The organism is Sphingomonas gilva (assembly GCF_003515075.1).
GTDB classification, from domain to species: Bacteria; Pseudomonadota; Alphaproteobacteria; order Sphingomonadales; family Sphingomonadaceae; genus Sphingomonas; species Sphingomonas gilva.
The window spans coordinates 659,789-674,400 of sequence record NZ_QWLV01000001.1 but is presented as its reverse complement, the minus strand read 5'-3'; the positions used below and the strand labels follow the sequence as shown (position 1 = coordinate 674,400).

General features: G+C 66.9%; 14 protein-coding genes. 2 read left to right on the top strand and 12 right to left on the bottom strand.

Annotation, left to right across the window (positions count from 1 at the left end):
• Positions 1 to 50: 50 nt before the first annotated feature.
• From scpA to D1610_RS03135, 6 genes are all read right to left on the bottom strand, one after another.
• On the bottom strand, positions 51 to 2,192 hold the full coding sequence (scpA, locus tag D1610_RS03160) for a methylmalonyl-CoA mutase (protein WP_118862637.1): 2,142 nt from the start codon (positions 2,190 to 2,192) through the stop codon (positions 51 to 53).
• A 47-nt stretch (positions 2,193 to 2,239) separates the two neighbouring features.
• Positions 2,240 to 3,025: an enoyl-CoA hydratase-related protein gene (locus D1610_RS03155; protein ID WP_118862636.1), complete on the bottom strand. Its 786-nt coding sequence runs from the start codon at positions 3,023 to 3,025 to the stop codon at positions 2,240 to 2,242.
• 170 nt (positions 3,026 to 3,195) lie between these two features.
• Entirely contained in the window at positions 3,196 to 3,627 is a 432-nt protein-coding gene (mce, locus tag D1610_RS03150) for a methylmalonyl-CoA epimerase (RefSeq protein ID WP_118862635.1), read from the bottom strand.
• A 7-nt stretch (positions 3,628 to 3,634) separates the two neighbouring features.
• On the bottom strand, positions 3,635 to 3,850 hold the full coding sequence (locus D1610_RS03145) for a hypothetical protein (protein ID WP_118862634.1): 216 nt from the start codon (positions 3,848 to 3,850) through the stop codon (positions 3,635 to 3,637).
• A complete protein-coding gene (locus tag D1610_RS03140) occupies positions 3,847 to 4,131 on the bottom strand; it encodes a hypothetical protein (protein WP_118862633.1) in 285 nt (94 codons plus the stop codon). The genes D1610_RS03145 and D1610_RS03140 overlap by 4 nt, the downstream gene beginning before the upstream one ends.
• Before the next feature lie 44 nt (positions 4,132 to 4,175).
• A complete protein-coding gene (locus tag D1610_RS03135; protein ID WP_425453196.1) occupies positions 4,176 to 5,741 on the bottom strand; it encodes an acyl-CoA carboxylase subunit beta in 1,566 nt (521 codons plus the stop codon).
• A gap of 85 nt (positions 5,742 to 5,826) precedes the next feature.
• Between D1610_RS03135 and acs the strand changes: the two genes are divergently transcribed.
• A complete protein-coding gene (acs, locus tag D1610_RS03130) occupies positions 5,827 to 7,767 on the top strand; it encodes an acetate--CoA ligase (protein ID WP_118862632.1) in 1,941 nt (646 codons plus the stop codon).
• On the opposite strand, the gene D1610_RS03125 is transcribed toward acs, so the two are convergent.
• Genes D1610_RS03125 through D1610_RS03115 form a run of 3 tightly spaced genes read right to left on the bottom strand, consistent with a single transcriptional unit; the run spans position 7,760 to position 8,993 of the window.
• A complete protein-coding gene (locus D1610_RS03125) occupies positions 7,760 to 8,053 on the bottom strand; it encodes a type II toxin-antitoxin system RelE/ParE family toxin (protein ID WP_118862631.1) in 294 nt (97 codons plus the stop codon). The genes acs and D1610_RS03125 overlap by 8 nt on opposite strands.
• Positions 8,050 to 8,295 (bottom strand): type II toxin-antitoxin system ParD family antitoxin, encoded by a 246-nt coding sequence (locus D1610_RS03120; protein ID WP_118862630.1) that lies wholly within the window; start codon positions 8,293 to 8,295, stop codon positions 8,050 to 8,052. Before D1610_RS03120 ends, D1610_RS03125 begins: the two co-directional genes overlap by 4 nt.
• Before the next feature lie 35 nt (positions 8,296 to 8,330).
• On the bottom strand, positions 8,331 to 8,993 hold the full coding sequence (locus tag D1610_RS03115) for a Crp/Fnr family transcriptional regulator (RefSeq protein ID WP_118862629.1): 663 nt from the start codon (positions 8,991 to 8,993) through the stop codon (positions 8,331 to 8,333).
• 74 nt (positions 8,994 to 9,067) lie between these two features.
• Here D1610_RS03115 and D1610_RS03110 point away from each other — a divergent pair, with 74 nt between their 5' ends.
• Positions 9,068 to 9,916, top strand: a complete 849-nt coding sequence (locus tag D1610_RS03110; protein WP_118862628.1) for a TauD/TfdA dioxygenase family protein — start codon at positions 9,068 to 9,070, stop codon at positions 9,914 to 9,916.
• Positions 9,917 to 10,064: 148 nt separating this feature from the next.
• Here the strand turns inward: D1610_RS03110 and D1610_RS03105 are convergent, their stop codons facing one another.
• The 3 genes from D1610_RS03105 to pgi all read right to left on the bottom strand — a co-directional run bounded on the left by D1610_RS03105 (position 10,065) and on the right by pgi (position 14,597).
• Positions 10,065 to 11,453: a M20/M25/M40 family metallo-hydrolase gene (locus tag D1610_RS03105; RefSeq protein ID WP_118862627.1), complete on the bottom strand. Its 1,389-nt coding sequence runs from the start codon at positions 11,451 to 11,453 to the stop codon at positions 10,065 to 10,067.
• 171 nt (positions 11,454 to 11,624) lie between these two features.
• Entirely contained in the window at positions 11,625 to 12,971 is a 1,347-nt protein-coding gene (gene gor / locus D1610_RS03100) for a glutathione-disulfide reductase (protein WP_118862626.1), read from the bottom strand.
• A 135-nt stretch (positions 12,972 to 13,106) separates the two neighbouring features.
• A complete protein-coding gene (gene pgi / locus D1610_RS03095; protein ID WP_118862625.1) occupies positions 13,107 to 14,597 on the bottom strand; it encodes a glucose-6-phosphate isomerase in 1,491 nt (496 codons plus the stop codon).
• Between the last annotated feature and the right edge of the window lie 15 nt (positions 14,598 to 14,612).

Here is a 14,612-nt window from a genome sequence, read left to right as displayed (position 1 = left end):
CCACCCCCGACCCCTCCCTTCCAGGGAGGGGAGATCGTTCACAGCATCACTCATTCCGCAGCTTCCTCCTCGGGCGGCATATTGTGGCCCAGCAGGCGCAGCACCGCGCCCGCCGCGTCGACGAGATTGGTGCCGGGGCCGAAGATGCCCTGCACCCCGGCGTCACGCAGGCCCTGATAATCCTGTGCGGGGATCACGCCCCCGGCGATGACCTTGATGTCGCTGCGCCCGGCTTCGCGGAGATGGCCGATCAGCTCCGGGATCAGCGTCTTGTGCCCCGCCGCCAGCGATGACGCGCCGACGATGTCGACATCGGTCTCGATCGCCAGCCGCGCGGCTTCCTCAGGGGTCTGGAACAGCGGGCCGGCGACCACCTCGAACCCGAGATCGCCGAATGCGGAGGAAACGAGGTTCGCGCCCCGATCATGCCCGTCCTGCCCCATCTTGGCGACCAGCATCCGCGGCTTCCGCCCCATCCGCCGCTCGATCGCGCCGACGCCGGCGACGAGGCCCGTCCAGCGCGCATCGTCGCCATAGGCGCCGCCATAGACGCCCTTCACCGGCGTCGGGCTGGTCTCGTAGCGGCCGAACGCCGCCTCCATCGCCAGGCTGATCTCGCCCAGCGTCGCCCGCGCGCGCGCGCAATCGACGGCGAGGGCGAGCAGGTTACCGTCATCCTTCGCGCCATCGGTCAGCGCCTTCAATGCGGCCAGGCAGGCATGTTCGTCACGCTCCGCCTTGACCCGCTCGATCCGCGCGATCTGGCCGGCGCGGACCTTGTGGTTGTCGACGTCGAGGATCTCGAGCTCGCTCTCCTCGGCCGCGCGATACTTGTTGACGCCGACGATCACCGCCTCGCCGCGATCGACCCGCGCCGCACGCGCCGCCGACGCCTCCTCGATCATCGCCTTGGGCCAGCCCCTGGCGACCGCCTGCGCCATGCCGCCTTCGGCCTCGACCCGCTCGATGATCTCCCAAGCCTTGTCGACCAGCTCGCGGGTCAGCGCCTCGACATAATAGCTGCCGCCCAGGGGATCGACGACATTGGTCATCCCCGTTTCCTCGGCAAGCACGATCTGCGTGTTGCGCGCGATACGGGCGGAGAAGTCTGTCGGCAGCGCGATCGCCTCGTCGAGCGCGTTGGTGTGGAGCGACTGGGTGCCTCCCAGCATCGCCGCCATCGCCTCGATCGTGGTGCGGATGACGTTGTTGTAGGGGTCCTGCTCGGTCAGCGACACGCCCGACGTCTGGCAATGCGTCCTGAGCATCTTGGAGCGTTCGTCCTTCGCCTCCAGCCCGGTCATCACCCGGTGCCACAGCGTGCGCGCCGCGCGCAGCTTCGCCACCTCCATGAAGAAGTTCATGCCGATCGCGAAGAAGAAGGAGAGCCGCCCGGCGAACGCGTCGATATCGAGCCCCGCGGCCATCGCCGCCTTCACATATTCGCGCCCGTCGGCGATGGTGAAGGCCAGCTCCTGCAGCTGCGTCGCCCCAGCTTCCTGCATGTGATAGCCGGAGATCGAAATCGAGTTGAACTTCGGCATGTTGGCGGAGGTGTAGGCGATGATGTCCGATATGATCCGCATGCTTGGGCCGGGCGGGTAGATATAGGTGTTGCGGACCATGAACTCCTTCAGGATGTCGTTCTGGATGGTGCCGTCCAGCCTCTCCCGAGGGACACCCTGCTCCTCGCCTGCGACGATGAAGAAGGCGAGGATCGGGATCACCGCGCCGTTCATCGTCATCGAGACCGACATCTCGCCGAGCGGAATGCCGTCGAACAGGATCTTCATGTCCTCGACCGTGTCGATCGCGACGCCGGCCTTGCCGACATCGCCCGTCACGCGCGGATGGTCGCTGTCGTAGCCCCGGTGCGTGGCGAGATCGAACGCGACCGACAGCCCCTTCTGCCCGGCGGCGAGATTGCGGCGGTAGAAGGCGTTCGATTCCTCGGCGGTGGAGAAGCCGGCATATTGCCGGATTGTCCAGGGCCGGCCGGCATACATCGATGCGCGCACGCCGCGGGTGAAGGGCGCGAAGCCGGGCAGGCCGGGGTCGATGTCGGCCACATCCTCGGCGGTGTAGAGAGGCTTCACGGTGATCCCCTCGGGCGTCTCCCAGGCGAGATCGCGCCCCTTCACCTCCTTCGCCGCGAGCGCGGCCCAGTCGTCGAGCGTGGGTTTGTCCGTCATGCCCGGCCCCTACACCCTTCGGGCTGGAGACCGCAAAGCTTGAAAGCTCATCGCCCTTTGAACGCCGGCTTGCGCTTCTGAAGAAAGGCCATGCCGCCCTCCATCGAATCCGCCGTGCCGCGCACCTTGCGCTGGTTCTCCGCCTCGCGGTTCATCGCCTCGGCATAGGAGCAGTCGAGCGCCTGCCCCAGGCCGCGCCGCATCAGCCCCAGCGCGACCGTCGGCCCCGCCGCCAGCCGCTCGGCCAGCGCAAACGCCTCTGCGTCGAGCGCGTCGTCCGCCACCAGCTTGTGGATCATGCCCCATTCGAGCGCCCTTGCCGCCGGCACGCGCTCGCCCAGCATCATCATCTCGGCGGCGCGCGCGCGGCCGATCAGCCGCGGCAGCATCCAGCTCGCCCCGCCATCGGGGACGAGGCCGATATTGACGAAGGCCTGCAGGAAATAGGCGGTGTCGCTCGCCACACAGAAATCGGCTGCGAGCGCAAGCGAACAGCCTATCCCCGCCGCCGGGCCGCGAACGGCGGTGACGACCGGCACGGCGAGATCGGCGATGGCCAGCATCGTCGGGTTGTAGTGCGCGGTCAGCGCGGTGAAGGTCGTATTGCCGGGATCATCGCTGCCGAGCGCGCCGCCGCCGACATCGGCGCCCGAACAGAAAGCCCGCCCCGCGCCGGTGACTAGAACCGCCCGCGCGCCGTTGAGATCGGCCAGCGCCTCGCGAAGCTCGTCGAACATCCGCGGGGGCGCCGCGTTCAACCGGTCGGGCCGGTTGAGCGTGACGACCAGCACATCGCCGCGGCGCTCGGCCAGGATCATCTCGTAATCGGCCATTCGTTTCCTTTCCTGACCCGCTTCACGCGCTTGCCCTTTTCCGGATTCATCCGTCTGAAGCCGTCCGTCACCCCGGACTTGTTCCGGGGTCCATGTCTCCGCAAACGCCGCAGGCATTGGTCATGCGGCACGATGGACCCCGGAACAAGTCCGGGGTGACGAGTATGAAGCTAGGCGTTCTGATGGTTTCCACCCTTGGGCGTTTCCATCAGCTCCACCAGCACGCCGCCCATGTCCTTCGGATGCACGAAGATCACCAGCGTGCCGTGCGCCCCGATGCGCGGCTCGCCGAGCACCTTGGCGCCCTTCGCCTCCAGCTCGGCCTTGGCGGCGTGGATGTCAGGCACCTCGAAACAGACATGATGCTGTCCGCCCGCCGGATTCCTGGCGAGGAAGCCATGGAGCGGCGATGCCTCCCCCAGCGGCTCGATCAGCTCGATCTGGCTGTTGGGCGTATCGATAAAACACACCCGCACGCCCTGCGCCGGCAGATCGAACGCCTCGCGGATAACGGTCGCGCCGAGCAGATCTCGGTACATCGCGACCGATCTCTCGATCGACGGCGTCGCGACGCCGACATGGTTGAGGGGGCCGAGGATCATAGTCGAATCAGCCTTCGATCCTTGGCGGCGACATGCCCCCAGAACGCGACATCTCGATCATCGTTTCGATCCTGATCACGCGATCGTTGATGTTGATCACCTTGGCCTCAACCTTCGCGACATTTGTTGAGAGGTCGGTCATCTCACGACGTAAGACGTCTAATCGCTCCTGCATAAGAACCACGTTCTTAAGCGCGGTCAGCGCGTCGTTGAGACCGCTCATTCAGCATTCCCAAGTTGACGCAACGTTGATTCAATGCCCTCCCGCGTCGATCGAACGGTCTTGATCATTTGATCGAGTGACTCCGCCATCTTGGGTATCGCGGCGTTCACTTCGCGGACAAGCAAGGCGAGTTCCGCTTCTTGATCCGGTGTGAGATCGTCGTCATCATCGACCTTTCGCCGAATATATTGGCCGATTGACATGTGCTGTGCGGCGGCGCGCGCGGCGAGCTCCGCCTTCTTGGCCGGGGTCATCAAAATGGTCACACGTTCGGTTTGCATCTTCGCACTCCTTCACATGTCATTATAATGTGCAGGAAGGATGCTCACAACGGAATATTGTCATGCTTCTTCCACGGATTCTCCAGCGCCTTGTTGCGCAGTTTCCGTAGCCCCAGCGCCACCCGCCGCCGCGTCGAGTGCGGCATGATCACCTCGTCGATGAAGCCCTTCGACGCCGCGACGAAGGGGTTGGCGAAGCGCGCCTCGTACTCCGCGGTCTTTTCCGCGATCTCCTCGGGCGTCTTGCCCCGGAAGATGATCTCCACCGCGCCCTTCGCGCCCATCACCGCGATCTCGGCGGTGGGCCAGGCATAGTTCAAATCGCCGCGCAGGTGCTTCGAGGCCATCACGTCATATGCGCCGCCATAGGCCTTGCGGGTGATGACGGTGATCTTGGGCACGGTCGCCTCGGCATAGGCGAACAGCAGCTTGGCGCCGTGCTTGATGATCCCCGAATGCTCCTGGCCGACGCCGGGCAGGAAGCCGGGGACATCGACGAAGGTGATGATCGGGATGTCGAACGCGTCGCAGAAGCGCACGAAGCGCGCGCCCTTCTTGGACGAATTGATGTCCAGGCATCCCGCCAGCACCATCGGCTGGTTGGCGACCACGCCGACGGTGCGCCCCTCGATCCGGCCGAATCCGACGATGATGTTGCCCGCATGCGCCGGCTGCAGCTCGAAGAACTCGCCTTCGTCCACGGTCTTACGGATCAGCTCGTGCATGTCGTAGGGCTGGTTGGCGCTCGCCGGGATCAACGTGTCGAGGCTCGGCTCCTCGCGGTCCCATTCGTCGGCGGTCGGCCGTTCGGGCACGCCCTCGCGGTTGGACGCGGGCAGGAAATCGATGAAGTCGCGCGCCGCCAGCAGCGCCTCGATATCGTTTTCGAACGCGACGTCGGCCACGCCGGACCTGGTTGTGTGGGTGGAGGCCCCGCCCAGCTCCTCCTGCGTGACCACTTCGTTGGTCACGGTCTTCACCACGTCCGGACCGGTGACGAACATGTAGCTCGAATCCTTCACCATGAAGATGAAGTCGGTCATCGCCGGCGAATAGACCGCGCCGCCCGCGCACGGCCCCATGATCAGCGACAGCTGCGGCACCACGCCTGAGGCCAGCACGTTCCTCTGGAACACCTCGGCATAGCCGCCCAGCGACGCCACGCCCTCCTGAATGCGCGCGCCGCCCGAATCGTTGAGGCCGATGACGGGCGCGCCGACCTTCATCGCCATGTCCATCACCTTGCAGATCTTCTGCGCATGGCGTTCGCTGAGCGACCCGCCGAACACGGTGAAATCCTGGCTGAACACGAACACCAGCCGCCCGTTGATCGTGCCGCTGCCGGTGACCACCCCGTCCCCGGGGATAACGGTATCCGGCATGCCGAAATCGACGCAATTATGCTCGACATACATATCGAGTTCTTCGAACGATTCCTCGTCGAGCAGCACCTCAAGGCGCTCGCGCGCGGTCAGCTTGCCCTTGGCGTGCTGCGCGGCGATGCGCTTCTCGCCCCCGCCCATCCGCGCGGCGGCGCGCTTCCTCTCAAGCTCTTCGATGGTTGACGACACCGGCGATCCCCATTCCTTGGCGTTGAGGGTTCTCTGCATCCGGCGGGCGACTTTGGCAAATCCGCCCTTGCCCCGCTAAGGGCTCAGCCGCCATCATGGCCGAAATGCTTGTGAGGGAAGCGCGATGAGCGAAGTCGAAGTCTATCCGGTGCCGGGCGAATGGGCGAAGCGGGCGCGGGTGGACGCCGCCGGCTATGAGAAGATGTACGGCCTCAGCCTCGCCGATCCGGGCAGCTTCTGGCTGGAGCAGGCAAAGCGGCTGGATTGGATCAAGCGCCCAGAGATCGCCGGCGACTGGTCGTTTCAGGAAGACGACTTCCACATCCAGTGGTTCGCCGACGGCAAGTTGAACGTCGCCGCCAACTGCATCGACCGGCATCTGAAAACGCGCGGCGATCAGACCGCGATCATCTGGGAGCCGGACGATCCCGCCGAGGATCCGCGCCGCTTCACCTACAAGCAATTGCATGCGGAGGTCTGCCGTTTCGCCAATGTGCTGAAGGCGAACGGCGCGAGGAAGGGCGACCGCGTCACCATCTATATGCCGATGATCCCGGAGGCCGCGTTCGCCGTGCTGGCCTGCGCGCGGATCGGCGCGATCCACTCGGTGGTGTTCGGCGGCTTCTCGCCCGATGCGCTCGCCGGGCGGATCGAGGATTGCGATTCGACCATGGTGGTCACAGCGGACGAGGGCCGCCGCGGCGGCAAGCCGGTGGCGCTCAAGGCCAATGTCGATGAAGCGGCGAAGCGCGCGCCCAGCCTCAGGACGGTGATCGTCGTCAAGGCCACCGGCGCCGACGTGGCGATGACCGAGGGTCGCGACATCTGGTATCACGAGGCCGCGAAGTCGGTCCCTGCCGATTGCCCGCCCGAGCCGATGGGGGCGGAGGACCCGCTGTTCATCCTTTACACCTCGGGCTCCACGGGCAAGCCCAAGGGCGTGCTCCACACCTCCGGCGGCTATCTGCTATGGGCCGGCCTGACGCACGAGCTGTGCTTCGATTACCGGCCCGGCGACATCTGGTGGTGCGCCGCCGATATCGGCTGGGTCACCGGACACAGCTATATCCTCTACGGCCCGCTGGCGAACGGCGCGACGACGCTGATGTTCGAAGGCGTTCCCACTTGGCCGACCCCTTCGCGCATCTGGGAGGTGGTCGACCGCCACCAGGTCCACACCGTCTTCACCGCGCCGACCGCCTTGCGCGCGCTGATGAAGGAGGGCGACGAATGGGTGGCGAAGACCAGCCGCGGGTCGCTGAAGCTGCTCGGCACCGTCGGCGAGCCGATCAACCCGGAGGCGTGGCGCTGGTATCATGAGGTCGTCGGCGAGGGCCGCTGCCCGATCATCGACACCTGGTGGCAGACCGAGACCGGCGGCGCGATGATCGCGCCGATGCCGGGCGCGACCGCGCTCAAGCCCGGTTCGGCGACCAGGCCGATGCCCGGCGTGGAGCCGCAGCTGGTCGATCCCGGAGGCCGCGTGCTCGACGGCGCGACCGAGGGCAACCTCGTCATCGCGCGCAGCTGGCCCGGCCAGATGCGCACCGTCTGGGGCGATCACGCCCGCTTCTTCCAGACCTATTTCAGCGCCTATCCGGGGAAATATTTCACCGGCGACGGCTGCCGGCGCGACGAGGACGGCTATTACTGGATCACCGGCCGGGTGGACGATGTGATCAACGTCAGCGGCCATCGCATGGGCACCGCCGAGGTGGAATCGGCGCTGGTGCTCCACCCCCAGGTCGCCGAGGCGGCGGTGGTCGGCATGCCGCACGACGTGAAGGGCCAGGGCATCTACGCCTATGTCACGCTGAATGCGGGCGAGGAGTCCTCCGACGATCTCCGCACCGAGCTGCGCAACTGGGTGCGGAAGGAGATCGGCCCGATCGCCACCCCCGACGCGCTGCAATTCGCCCCCGGCCTGCCCAAGACGCGCAGCGGCAAGATCATGCGCCGCATCCTCCGCAAGATCGCCGAGGGCGACGTGTCGAGCCTGGGCGACACCAGCACGCTCGCCGATCCCACCGTGGTCGACGATCTGGTGGCGAACAGGGTTAGCTGAGCAGAGTGCGCGAATCGCGGGCGGTATGCAGCACCCGAATGATCATCAAAGCATCGCCTTCCCGGCGGTAGTACATTCGATGACGGCCAACCAGAAGACTGCGCATGCCGTCGATCCTGCCGGGCACTTCCTGACCAGCCTCGGGAAAGCTCGATAACAATTCTAGGGCATCGTGAAAGCCGGCCATGTAGGCGTCACTCACGGCAGATCCGAACCGCCCGACGCCGAACATATCGATCTCGTCTAGATCAGCATGCGCTTCCGCAGTGAGCTCGACGGCTATCACGCAGCGCGGCGGTTCTTGCGCATGATTTCACGCAAATGATCCCGCGCGTCGCCTTCGAGCCTCGGCGAAGCGAGCCCCTTATCGATCTCCGCTTGCAGCCAGGCGAGGTCCTTCGCCTCTTCCTCATCGCGGCGTATGAGGTCGCGAATATAATCGCTGGTGCTGGCGTAACGGCCTTCGGACACCCGATATTCGGCCCACGTCTTGAGCCCGTCGGGAAGCGAGATGTTCATCTGTGCCATAAAGGCAGCCTACCAAATCCTACAATCTTTGACAATCACTCCGCCCCCGCCATCCCGCGCAGCCGCTCCACGTCCAGCAGCAGCACCTTGCCATAGGCGCGCTTCACCAGACCCTGTTCCTCCAGCAATGCGAGGTGCGCATTGGCGGCCTTGCGGGTCATGCCGGTCAGCTCGCCAAGCTCGCTCTGGCTGACGGCGACGAAGGGCGGCTGGCCCTCCGCCAGCGTCAGCAGGCGCAGCGCGATCAGCTCGGCGGGGCTGGCGGTCAGCAGGCGGGCGACCATCCGCACCGCGTTCTGCAGCTGGCCGTAGACCAGGTTGCTCACCGCCTGCCACACATCGGGGCGGTTGTGGCCCGCGCGCTTCAGCATCGCGTCGGGTATGAGGAACAATGTCGCCGCGCTGCGCGCCCGCACCGTCACCAGCCGCGGCCCCCCGGTCTCAGCCGATTGCCCCAGCCATGCGCCCTTGTGGAGGATGTCGATCAGCACCGTCCGCTCCGGGCCCGCCGCCGCTTCGACCGACAGCCGGCCGGAGATCACCGCGAACAGCCCGGCATCGGGATCGCCCTCGCCGTAAACCCATTGCCCCGCCTCGAGCCGCTGCACGCGCCCGGCGTCGAGCAGCGCCTCGGCCACCGACGCGGGCTGGCGCGACAGCCAGGGCGAGCGGACCAGATCATAATGCGACCATGCCATGCCCGAATGTAACCTGAGGGACTCTCCGCCGCCAAGCGACTCGCCTACGCTTCGTCGCGCAGAGGAGACGGATCATGGCCACACCGCTTGCCCCACCCCTGGAGATCGCACCGCTCGGCCCGGCCGGCGGATCGGAGATCACCGGCATCGACATCGCCCGGCTCGACGAGGATGGGTTCAGGGCCATCCGGAACGCGCTCTCCAATACCGGCGTGGTCGTGGTGCGCGATCAGGACATCAGCCCCGAGCAGCACATCGTCTTCGCCCGGCGCTTCGGGGGCATCGATCTCAACAACTATTTCCCGATCGACAGCGCCTATCCCGAGATCGCGCTGGTGCGGAAGGAGAAGGACCAGACCACCAATATCGGCGGCGGCTGGCATACCGATCACAGTTACGACGCCGTCCCCGCGATGGGATCGGTGCTGGTCGCACGCGAGCTGCCGCCCTCGGGCGGCGACACATTGTTTATCGACATGGCGGCGGTTTTCGCCTCGTTGCCGGGCCAATTGAAGGATGAACTGCGCGCGCTCGGCGCGGTCCATTCGGCCGATCACATCTATGGCGAGAGCGGCTATTACGCGAGCACCGATCAGGGCGGCAGCCTGCGCGGCCAGGCGATCTCGGCCGGCGCCGTGCATCCCGCGGTGATCCGCCATCCCGACAGCGGCCGCGAGGTCCTCTACGTCAACCCCGCCTTCACGCTGCGCTTCGAGGGAATGACGCGCGAGGAGAGCCTGCCGCTGCTCGGCCGGCTCTACGCCGCCGCCACCCGGCCGGAGAACGTCATCCGCGTGCGGTGGCGCCCCGGCACGGTGATCATCTGGGACAACCGCTCCACCTGGCACACCGCCGAGAACGACTATCAGGGCCACGCCCGCACGATGCACCGCATCACGCTGACGGGGGTGGCGCTGAGCTGAAATCCTCCCTCGGAGCGCAGCTCCGGGGGAGGGGGACCGCTCGAAGAGCGGTGGAGGGGGCGCCACAAGCGCTTCGTCTGCGGCCGGCCCCCTCCACCGGCCTTCGGCCGGTCCCCCTCCCCCGCTTACGCGAGGGAGGATTTCTGGTTTACCGCACCCCGCCCAGGTCCAGCGCCAGGTCGTGGATATGCTCCAGCCCGTCATAGAAGCTCTCGACCGGCAGCCGCTCGTTCAGCCCGTGCGCGAACATCTCGTTCTCGCGGATGAACAGGCCGGAGGTGGCGAAGGTCGGGATGCCGGCGGTGCGATAGACCTTGCCGTCGGTCCCGCCCGATTCGAGATAGGGGCTGATCGGCACGCCCGGCTGGCGCTTGTGGATCGACCGCGTGATCGCCGCCATCACGTCGGGCCGCATCTCGCTGACCGGGCTCGCCTGCGGATCGTCGATCGCCTCGATCTCGATCTTGGGATCGGCGACGACCTCGACCAGCTTGGCCTTCACGTCCGCCACCGGCACGCCGGGGAAGATGCGGCAGTTGACCGTCGCCTTGGCCTTTTGCGGCAGCGCGTTCTCGGCATGGCCCGCCTCCAGCATCGTCGCGACGCAGGTGGTGCGGATGGTGCCGTTGAAGCTCGGATCGGTCGAGATCGCGGCGATCGCCTGGGCATTGGTCGGATCGGCGGCGAAGGCCTTCATCGCCTGCCCCGCGGCCCCCGGCAGCGCCCCGCCCACCGCGCCGATATAGGCGCGGGTCAGCGCGTTCGACATCACGGGGAAGGCATAGCCCTCCACCCTGGTGATCGCGCGCGCCAGGTCGTAGATCGCATTGTCCTTGCGCGGGCGGCTGGAATGCCCGCCGGGGTTGGTCGCGGTCAGCTCGAAGGTGGCGTAGGTCTTCTCCGCCCCCTGGACGAGATAGATGAGAGGCTTGCCCTCGGGCGAAAGCCCGCCGCCGCCGGCATCGGTGTTGATCGCGAATTCGGACGTCTTCACCCAATCGTGCCCGGCGACCAGGCCGGTCGTCACCATCCCCGTCTCCTCGTCGCCGACGAAGGCGAACACCAAAGTCCGCTTCGGCCGCGCCTTGTCGGCCTTGAGGCGGAGGATGGTGGAGACCATCGCCGTCACCCCAGCCTTGTTGTCATGGGTGCCGCGCCCCCAGAAGCGGCCGTCCTCCTCGACCAGGGTGAAGGGATCGCGGCTCCAGTCCTCGGGCCGGGCATCGACGATGTCCATATGCGCGCTGAACAGGATCGGCCGGGCGTTCGCATCGCTGCCCGGCACGCGCACCAGCATCGCGGTGGTCTCGCCACTGGGCAGCATCGCGATATCGGCCTCGGCGACGCCGCCGGCCTTCAGCACGTCCGCCAGATAGCGGGCCATCTCGGGCACCTTGCCCTGCCCCTCGGCGGTGCGGAAGCCGATCACCTTGGCGTAGATCTCGCGCGCCTGCTTCTGATGCGGCGCGTCCTGCGCGAACGAAGGCGCGGCGAGCGCAAGCGCGGCGGCGGCGGCGAGCAAGTGGCGGATGTGCATCTATGGTCCTCCCGATTTCGGGCGGTGATGGCATGCAAGTTCCTCCCCGGCAACGGGAGGGGGACCGCCGAATGGCGGTGGAGGGGGTCCTCCTCCAGCGAAGCTCGTGCGGCAAGCCCCCTCCACCATTCGCCTGCGGCGAACGGTTCCCCTCCCCGTTTTGGGGAGGATCTACCTGAGCAGCACCAGCTCCTCGGCCATGGTCGGATGCAGGGCGATGGTGTCGTCGAACGCCTGCTTGGTCAGCCCCGCCTTCACCGCCACCGCCGCCGCCTGCAATATCTCCGGCGCATCGGGGCCGATCATGTGCAGGCCGACGATCCGGTCGGTCTCCGCATCGCAGATCATCTTGTAGAGCGCGCGCTCGTTCCGGCCCGCCAGCACGTTCTTCATCGGGCGGAAATCGGACTGGTAGATGCGCACGCCGCCCAGCTTGTTGCGCGCCTCGCCCTCGGTCATGCCGACGCCGGCGATCGGCGGGTGGCTGAACACCGCGCTCGGGATGCAGTCGTAATCGACCCGCGTCGGCTTGTTGCCGAACATCGTGTCGGCGAAAGCCTGGCCTTCCCGAATGGCGACCGGCGTCAGCTGCACCCGGTTGGTCACGTCGCCCACCGCATAGATGCTGTCGCAGCTCGACCTGTTGTCTGCGTCGACCATGATCGCGCCCTTCTCGTCCCATTCGACGCCGGCATTCTCCAGCCCCAGGCCGCCGGTGTTGGGCACACGCCCGGTGGCGAACATCACCATGTCGACCACCGCCGGCTCGTGGCCGGACATGTGCACCTCCAGGCAGCCGTCCTCCTGCTTGACGATCTTCTCGAACTCGGCGTGGAAGCGGAACTCGATGCCCTTCATCATGCTGATCTGGAGCAGCCGGTCGCGGATCTGCGCGTCATAGTGGCGCAGGATCACGTCGGTGCGGTTGATCAGCGTGACATGCGCGCCGAGCTGGTGGAACACACCGGCGAACTCGTTGGCGATATAGCCCGCGCCGGCGATCAGGATGCGCTTGGGGATCGCCTCCAGGTGGAACGCCTCGTTGGAGGTGATGCCATGCTCGTGCCCCGGGCATTCGGGCACCTGCGGCGTGGCGCCCGTCGCGACCAGGATGGTCTTGGCGGAGACCGTCCTGCCGCTCGCCAGCCTGACCTCGTTGGGCCCCGCGATCGTCGCGCGCTCGTGGATGATCTCGACCTTCTGGTTCTCGAGCGTATCGGTATAGGCCCGGCTGATCCGGTCGACATCGGCCAGCACATTGTCGCGCAGCGTCGGCCAGTCGAAGGTGCAATCGGGCACGTCCCAGCCGAAGCGGCGCGCATCCTTCAGATCCTCGGCGAAATGCGCGCCATAGACCAACAGCTTCTTGGGTACGCAGCCGCGGATCACGCAGGTGCCGCCCACGCGGTGCTCCTCGGCGATCGCCACCTTCGCGCCGTGCGCCGCCGACACCCGCGCGGCACGCACCCCGCCCGATCCCGCGCCGATGACGAAAAGGTCGTAGTCGTACTTGGCCATCGGAAGGCTCCCGTTGAAAGCGTTCAATAGCCCCTCCCCTTCAGGGGAGGGGTAGGGGGTGGGGAAGGTCTCACCGAGATCAGCGCCTGCGGACAAGCCCCGCCCCAACCCCTCCCCTGAAGGGGAGAGGCTTGATTACAGCCCGGCCCGCCGGATCAAATCCTCAGTCGACGCATCGAAATCGCCGCCGCCAGCGCCCGCGGCCTTGGCCATCTCCTTGCCCAACTCGACGCCGAACTGGTCGAACGGGCTGATCCCCAGCAGCACCGCATTGGCGAACACGCGGTGCTCGTAGAAGGCGATCAGTGCCCCCAGCGTGCGCGGATCGAGCGTCTCCATCAGGATCGTCGCCGAGGGCCGGTCGCCGGGATAGTTGCGCGCGCCGTCGTCGCTCCTGCGCCCGGCCATCAGCGCCGCGCCCTGGGCGAAGGCGTTGGTCAGCAATTGCCGGTGATGCTCCTCGTCCAGCGCGTCGCCCGGCTCGATCGCCGCGACGAATTCGACCGGCACCAGATGCGTGCCCTGGTGGAGCAGCTGGAACACCGCGTGCTGCGCGTCGGTGCCGACGCCGCCCCAGGTGATCGGGGCGGAAACGCGGCCGAGCGGCTTGCCGTCCGCCGTCACCCGCTTGCCGTTCGATTCCATCTCTAGCTGCTGGAGATAGGCGGGCAGCAGCCGCAGCCGCTCGTCATAGGCGAACACCGCGCGCGTCTCGCAGCCGCGCGCCTGCGTGTAATAGAGATCGGCGAAGGCCGCGCGCAGCGGCATGTTCTCCGCCCAGTCGGCCAGGCGGAAATGGCGGTCCATCTCCGCCGCGCCCTCCAGCATCGCCTCGAACGCGTCCCAGCCGAGGCCGATCGCGGCGGGAAAGCCGATCGACGACCACAGCGAATACCGCCCGCCGACGCTTTCCGCGAAGGGCAGCACGCGCGTCTCGTCCACGCCCCACTCGATCGCCTTGTCGGGCGCGGCGGTCAGCGCGATCACCTGGCCGTAGGGATCCTCGACCCCGCCCTCGCGCAGCCATTCGAGCGCGCTTCCGGCATTGAGCAAGGTCTCGGTGGTGGTGAAGGTCTTGCTCGCGATGGCGATCAGCGTCTCCTTCGGGTGGAATCCCTTGACCGCCTCCTCCAGCGCGCAGCCGTCGACGTTGGAGACGATCGCCACGTCGTAGCGGCGGTCGTCGCGCCCCAGCGCGTCGATCAGCAGGTCCGGCCCCAGCGCCGATCCGCCGATGCCGATGTGGAGGATGTGGCGCACCGGCCCCAGCGCCTCGCCCTCGATCGCGTCGATCAGCGCGCGCATCCGGGCGTGGAGCGCCTTGGCCTGGCGGACATCGTCGACGCCGCCCTCGCCGCGCTCCGCCACATGCGTCGCCGCGCGGCCCTCGGTCGGATTGACCACGCTCCCTGCGAACAGCGCGTCGCGGTGCGCGTCGAAATCCTGGGCCTCAGCCAGCCGGGTGAACACATCCACCACCTGCGCGTCGAGATGCGTCTTCGACCAGTCGAAGTGCAGCCCGGCGATATCGGCCGACCAGGCCGCCACGCGGTCGGCATCGGCATCGAACAGATCGGTCAGGCTGGGACGCGGCAATGCGTCCAGATCGGCCCAGATATCGGTCATGGCATTATCTCCCAG

Bases quoted from the DNA above. Each gene is read 5' to 3' on its own strand.
- scpA (WP_118862637.1), bottom strand. From the start codon at position 2,192: ATGACGGACAAACCCACGCTCGACGACTGGGCCGCGCTCGCGGCGAAG.
- D1610_RS03155 (WP_118862636.1), bottom strand. From the start codon at position 3,025: ATGGCCGATTACGAGATGATCCTGGCCGAGCGCCGCGGCGATGTGCTG.
- mce (WP_118862635.1), bottom strand. From the start codon at position 3,627: ATGATCCTCGGCCCCCTCAACCATGTCGGCGTCGCGACGCCGTCGATC.
- D1610_RS03145 (WP_118862634.1), bottom strand. From the start codon at position 3,850: ATGAGCGGTCTCAACGACGCGCTGACCGCGCTTAAGAACGTGGTTCTT.
- D1610_RS03140 (WP_118862633.1), bottom strand. From the start codon at position 4,131: ATGCAAACCGAACGTGTGACCATTTTGATGACCCCGGCCAAGAAGGCG.
- D1610_RS03135 (WP_425453196.1), bottom strand. From the start codon at position 5,741: ATGCAGAGAACCCTCAACGCCAAGGAATGGGGATCGCCGGTGTCGTCA.
- acs (WP_118862632.1), top strand. From the start codon at position 5,827: ATGAGCGAAGTCGAAGTCTATCCGGTGCCGGGCGAATGGGCGAAGCGG.
- D1610_RS03120 (WP_118862630.1), bottom strand. From the start codon at position 8,295: ATGGCACAGATGAACATCTCGCTTCCCGACGGGCTCAAGACGTGGGCC.
- D1610_RS03115 (WP_118862629.1), bottom strand. From the start codon at position 8,993: ATGGCATGGTCGCATTATGATCTGGTCCGCTCGCCCTGGCTGTCGCGC.
- D1610_RS03110 (WP_118862628.1), top strand. From the start codon at position 9,068: ATGGCCACACCGCTTGCCCCACCCCTGGAGATCGCACCGCTCGGCCCG.
- D1610_RS03105 (WP_118862627.1), bottom strand. From the start codon at position 11,453: ATGCACATCCGCCACTTGCTCGCCGCCGCCGCCGCGCTTGCGCTCGCC.
- gor (WP_118862626.1), bottom strand. From the start codon at position 12,971: ATGGCCAAGTACGACTACGACCTTTTCGTCATCGGCGCGGGATCGGGC.
- pgi (WP_118862625.1), bottom strand. From the start codon at position 14,597: ATGACCGATATCTGGGCCGATCTGGACGCATTGCCGCGTCCCAGCCTG.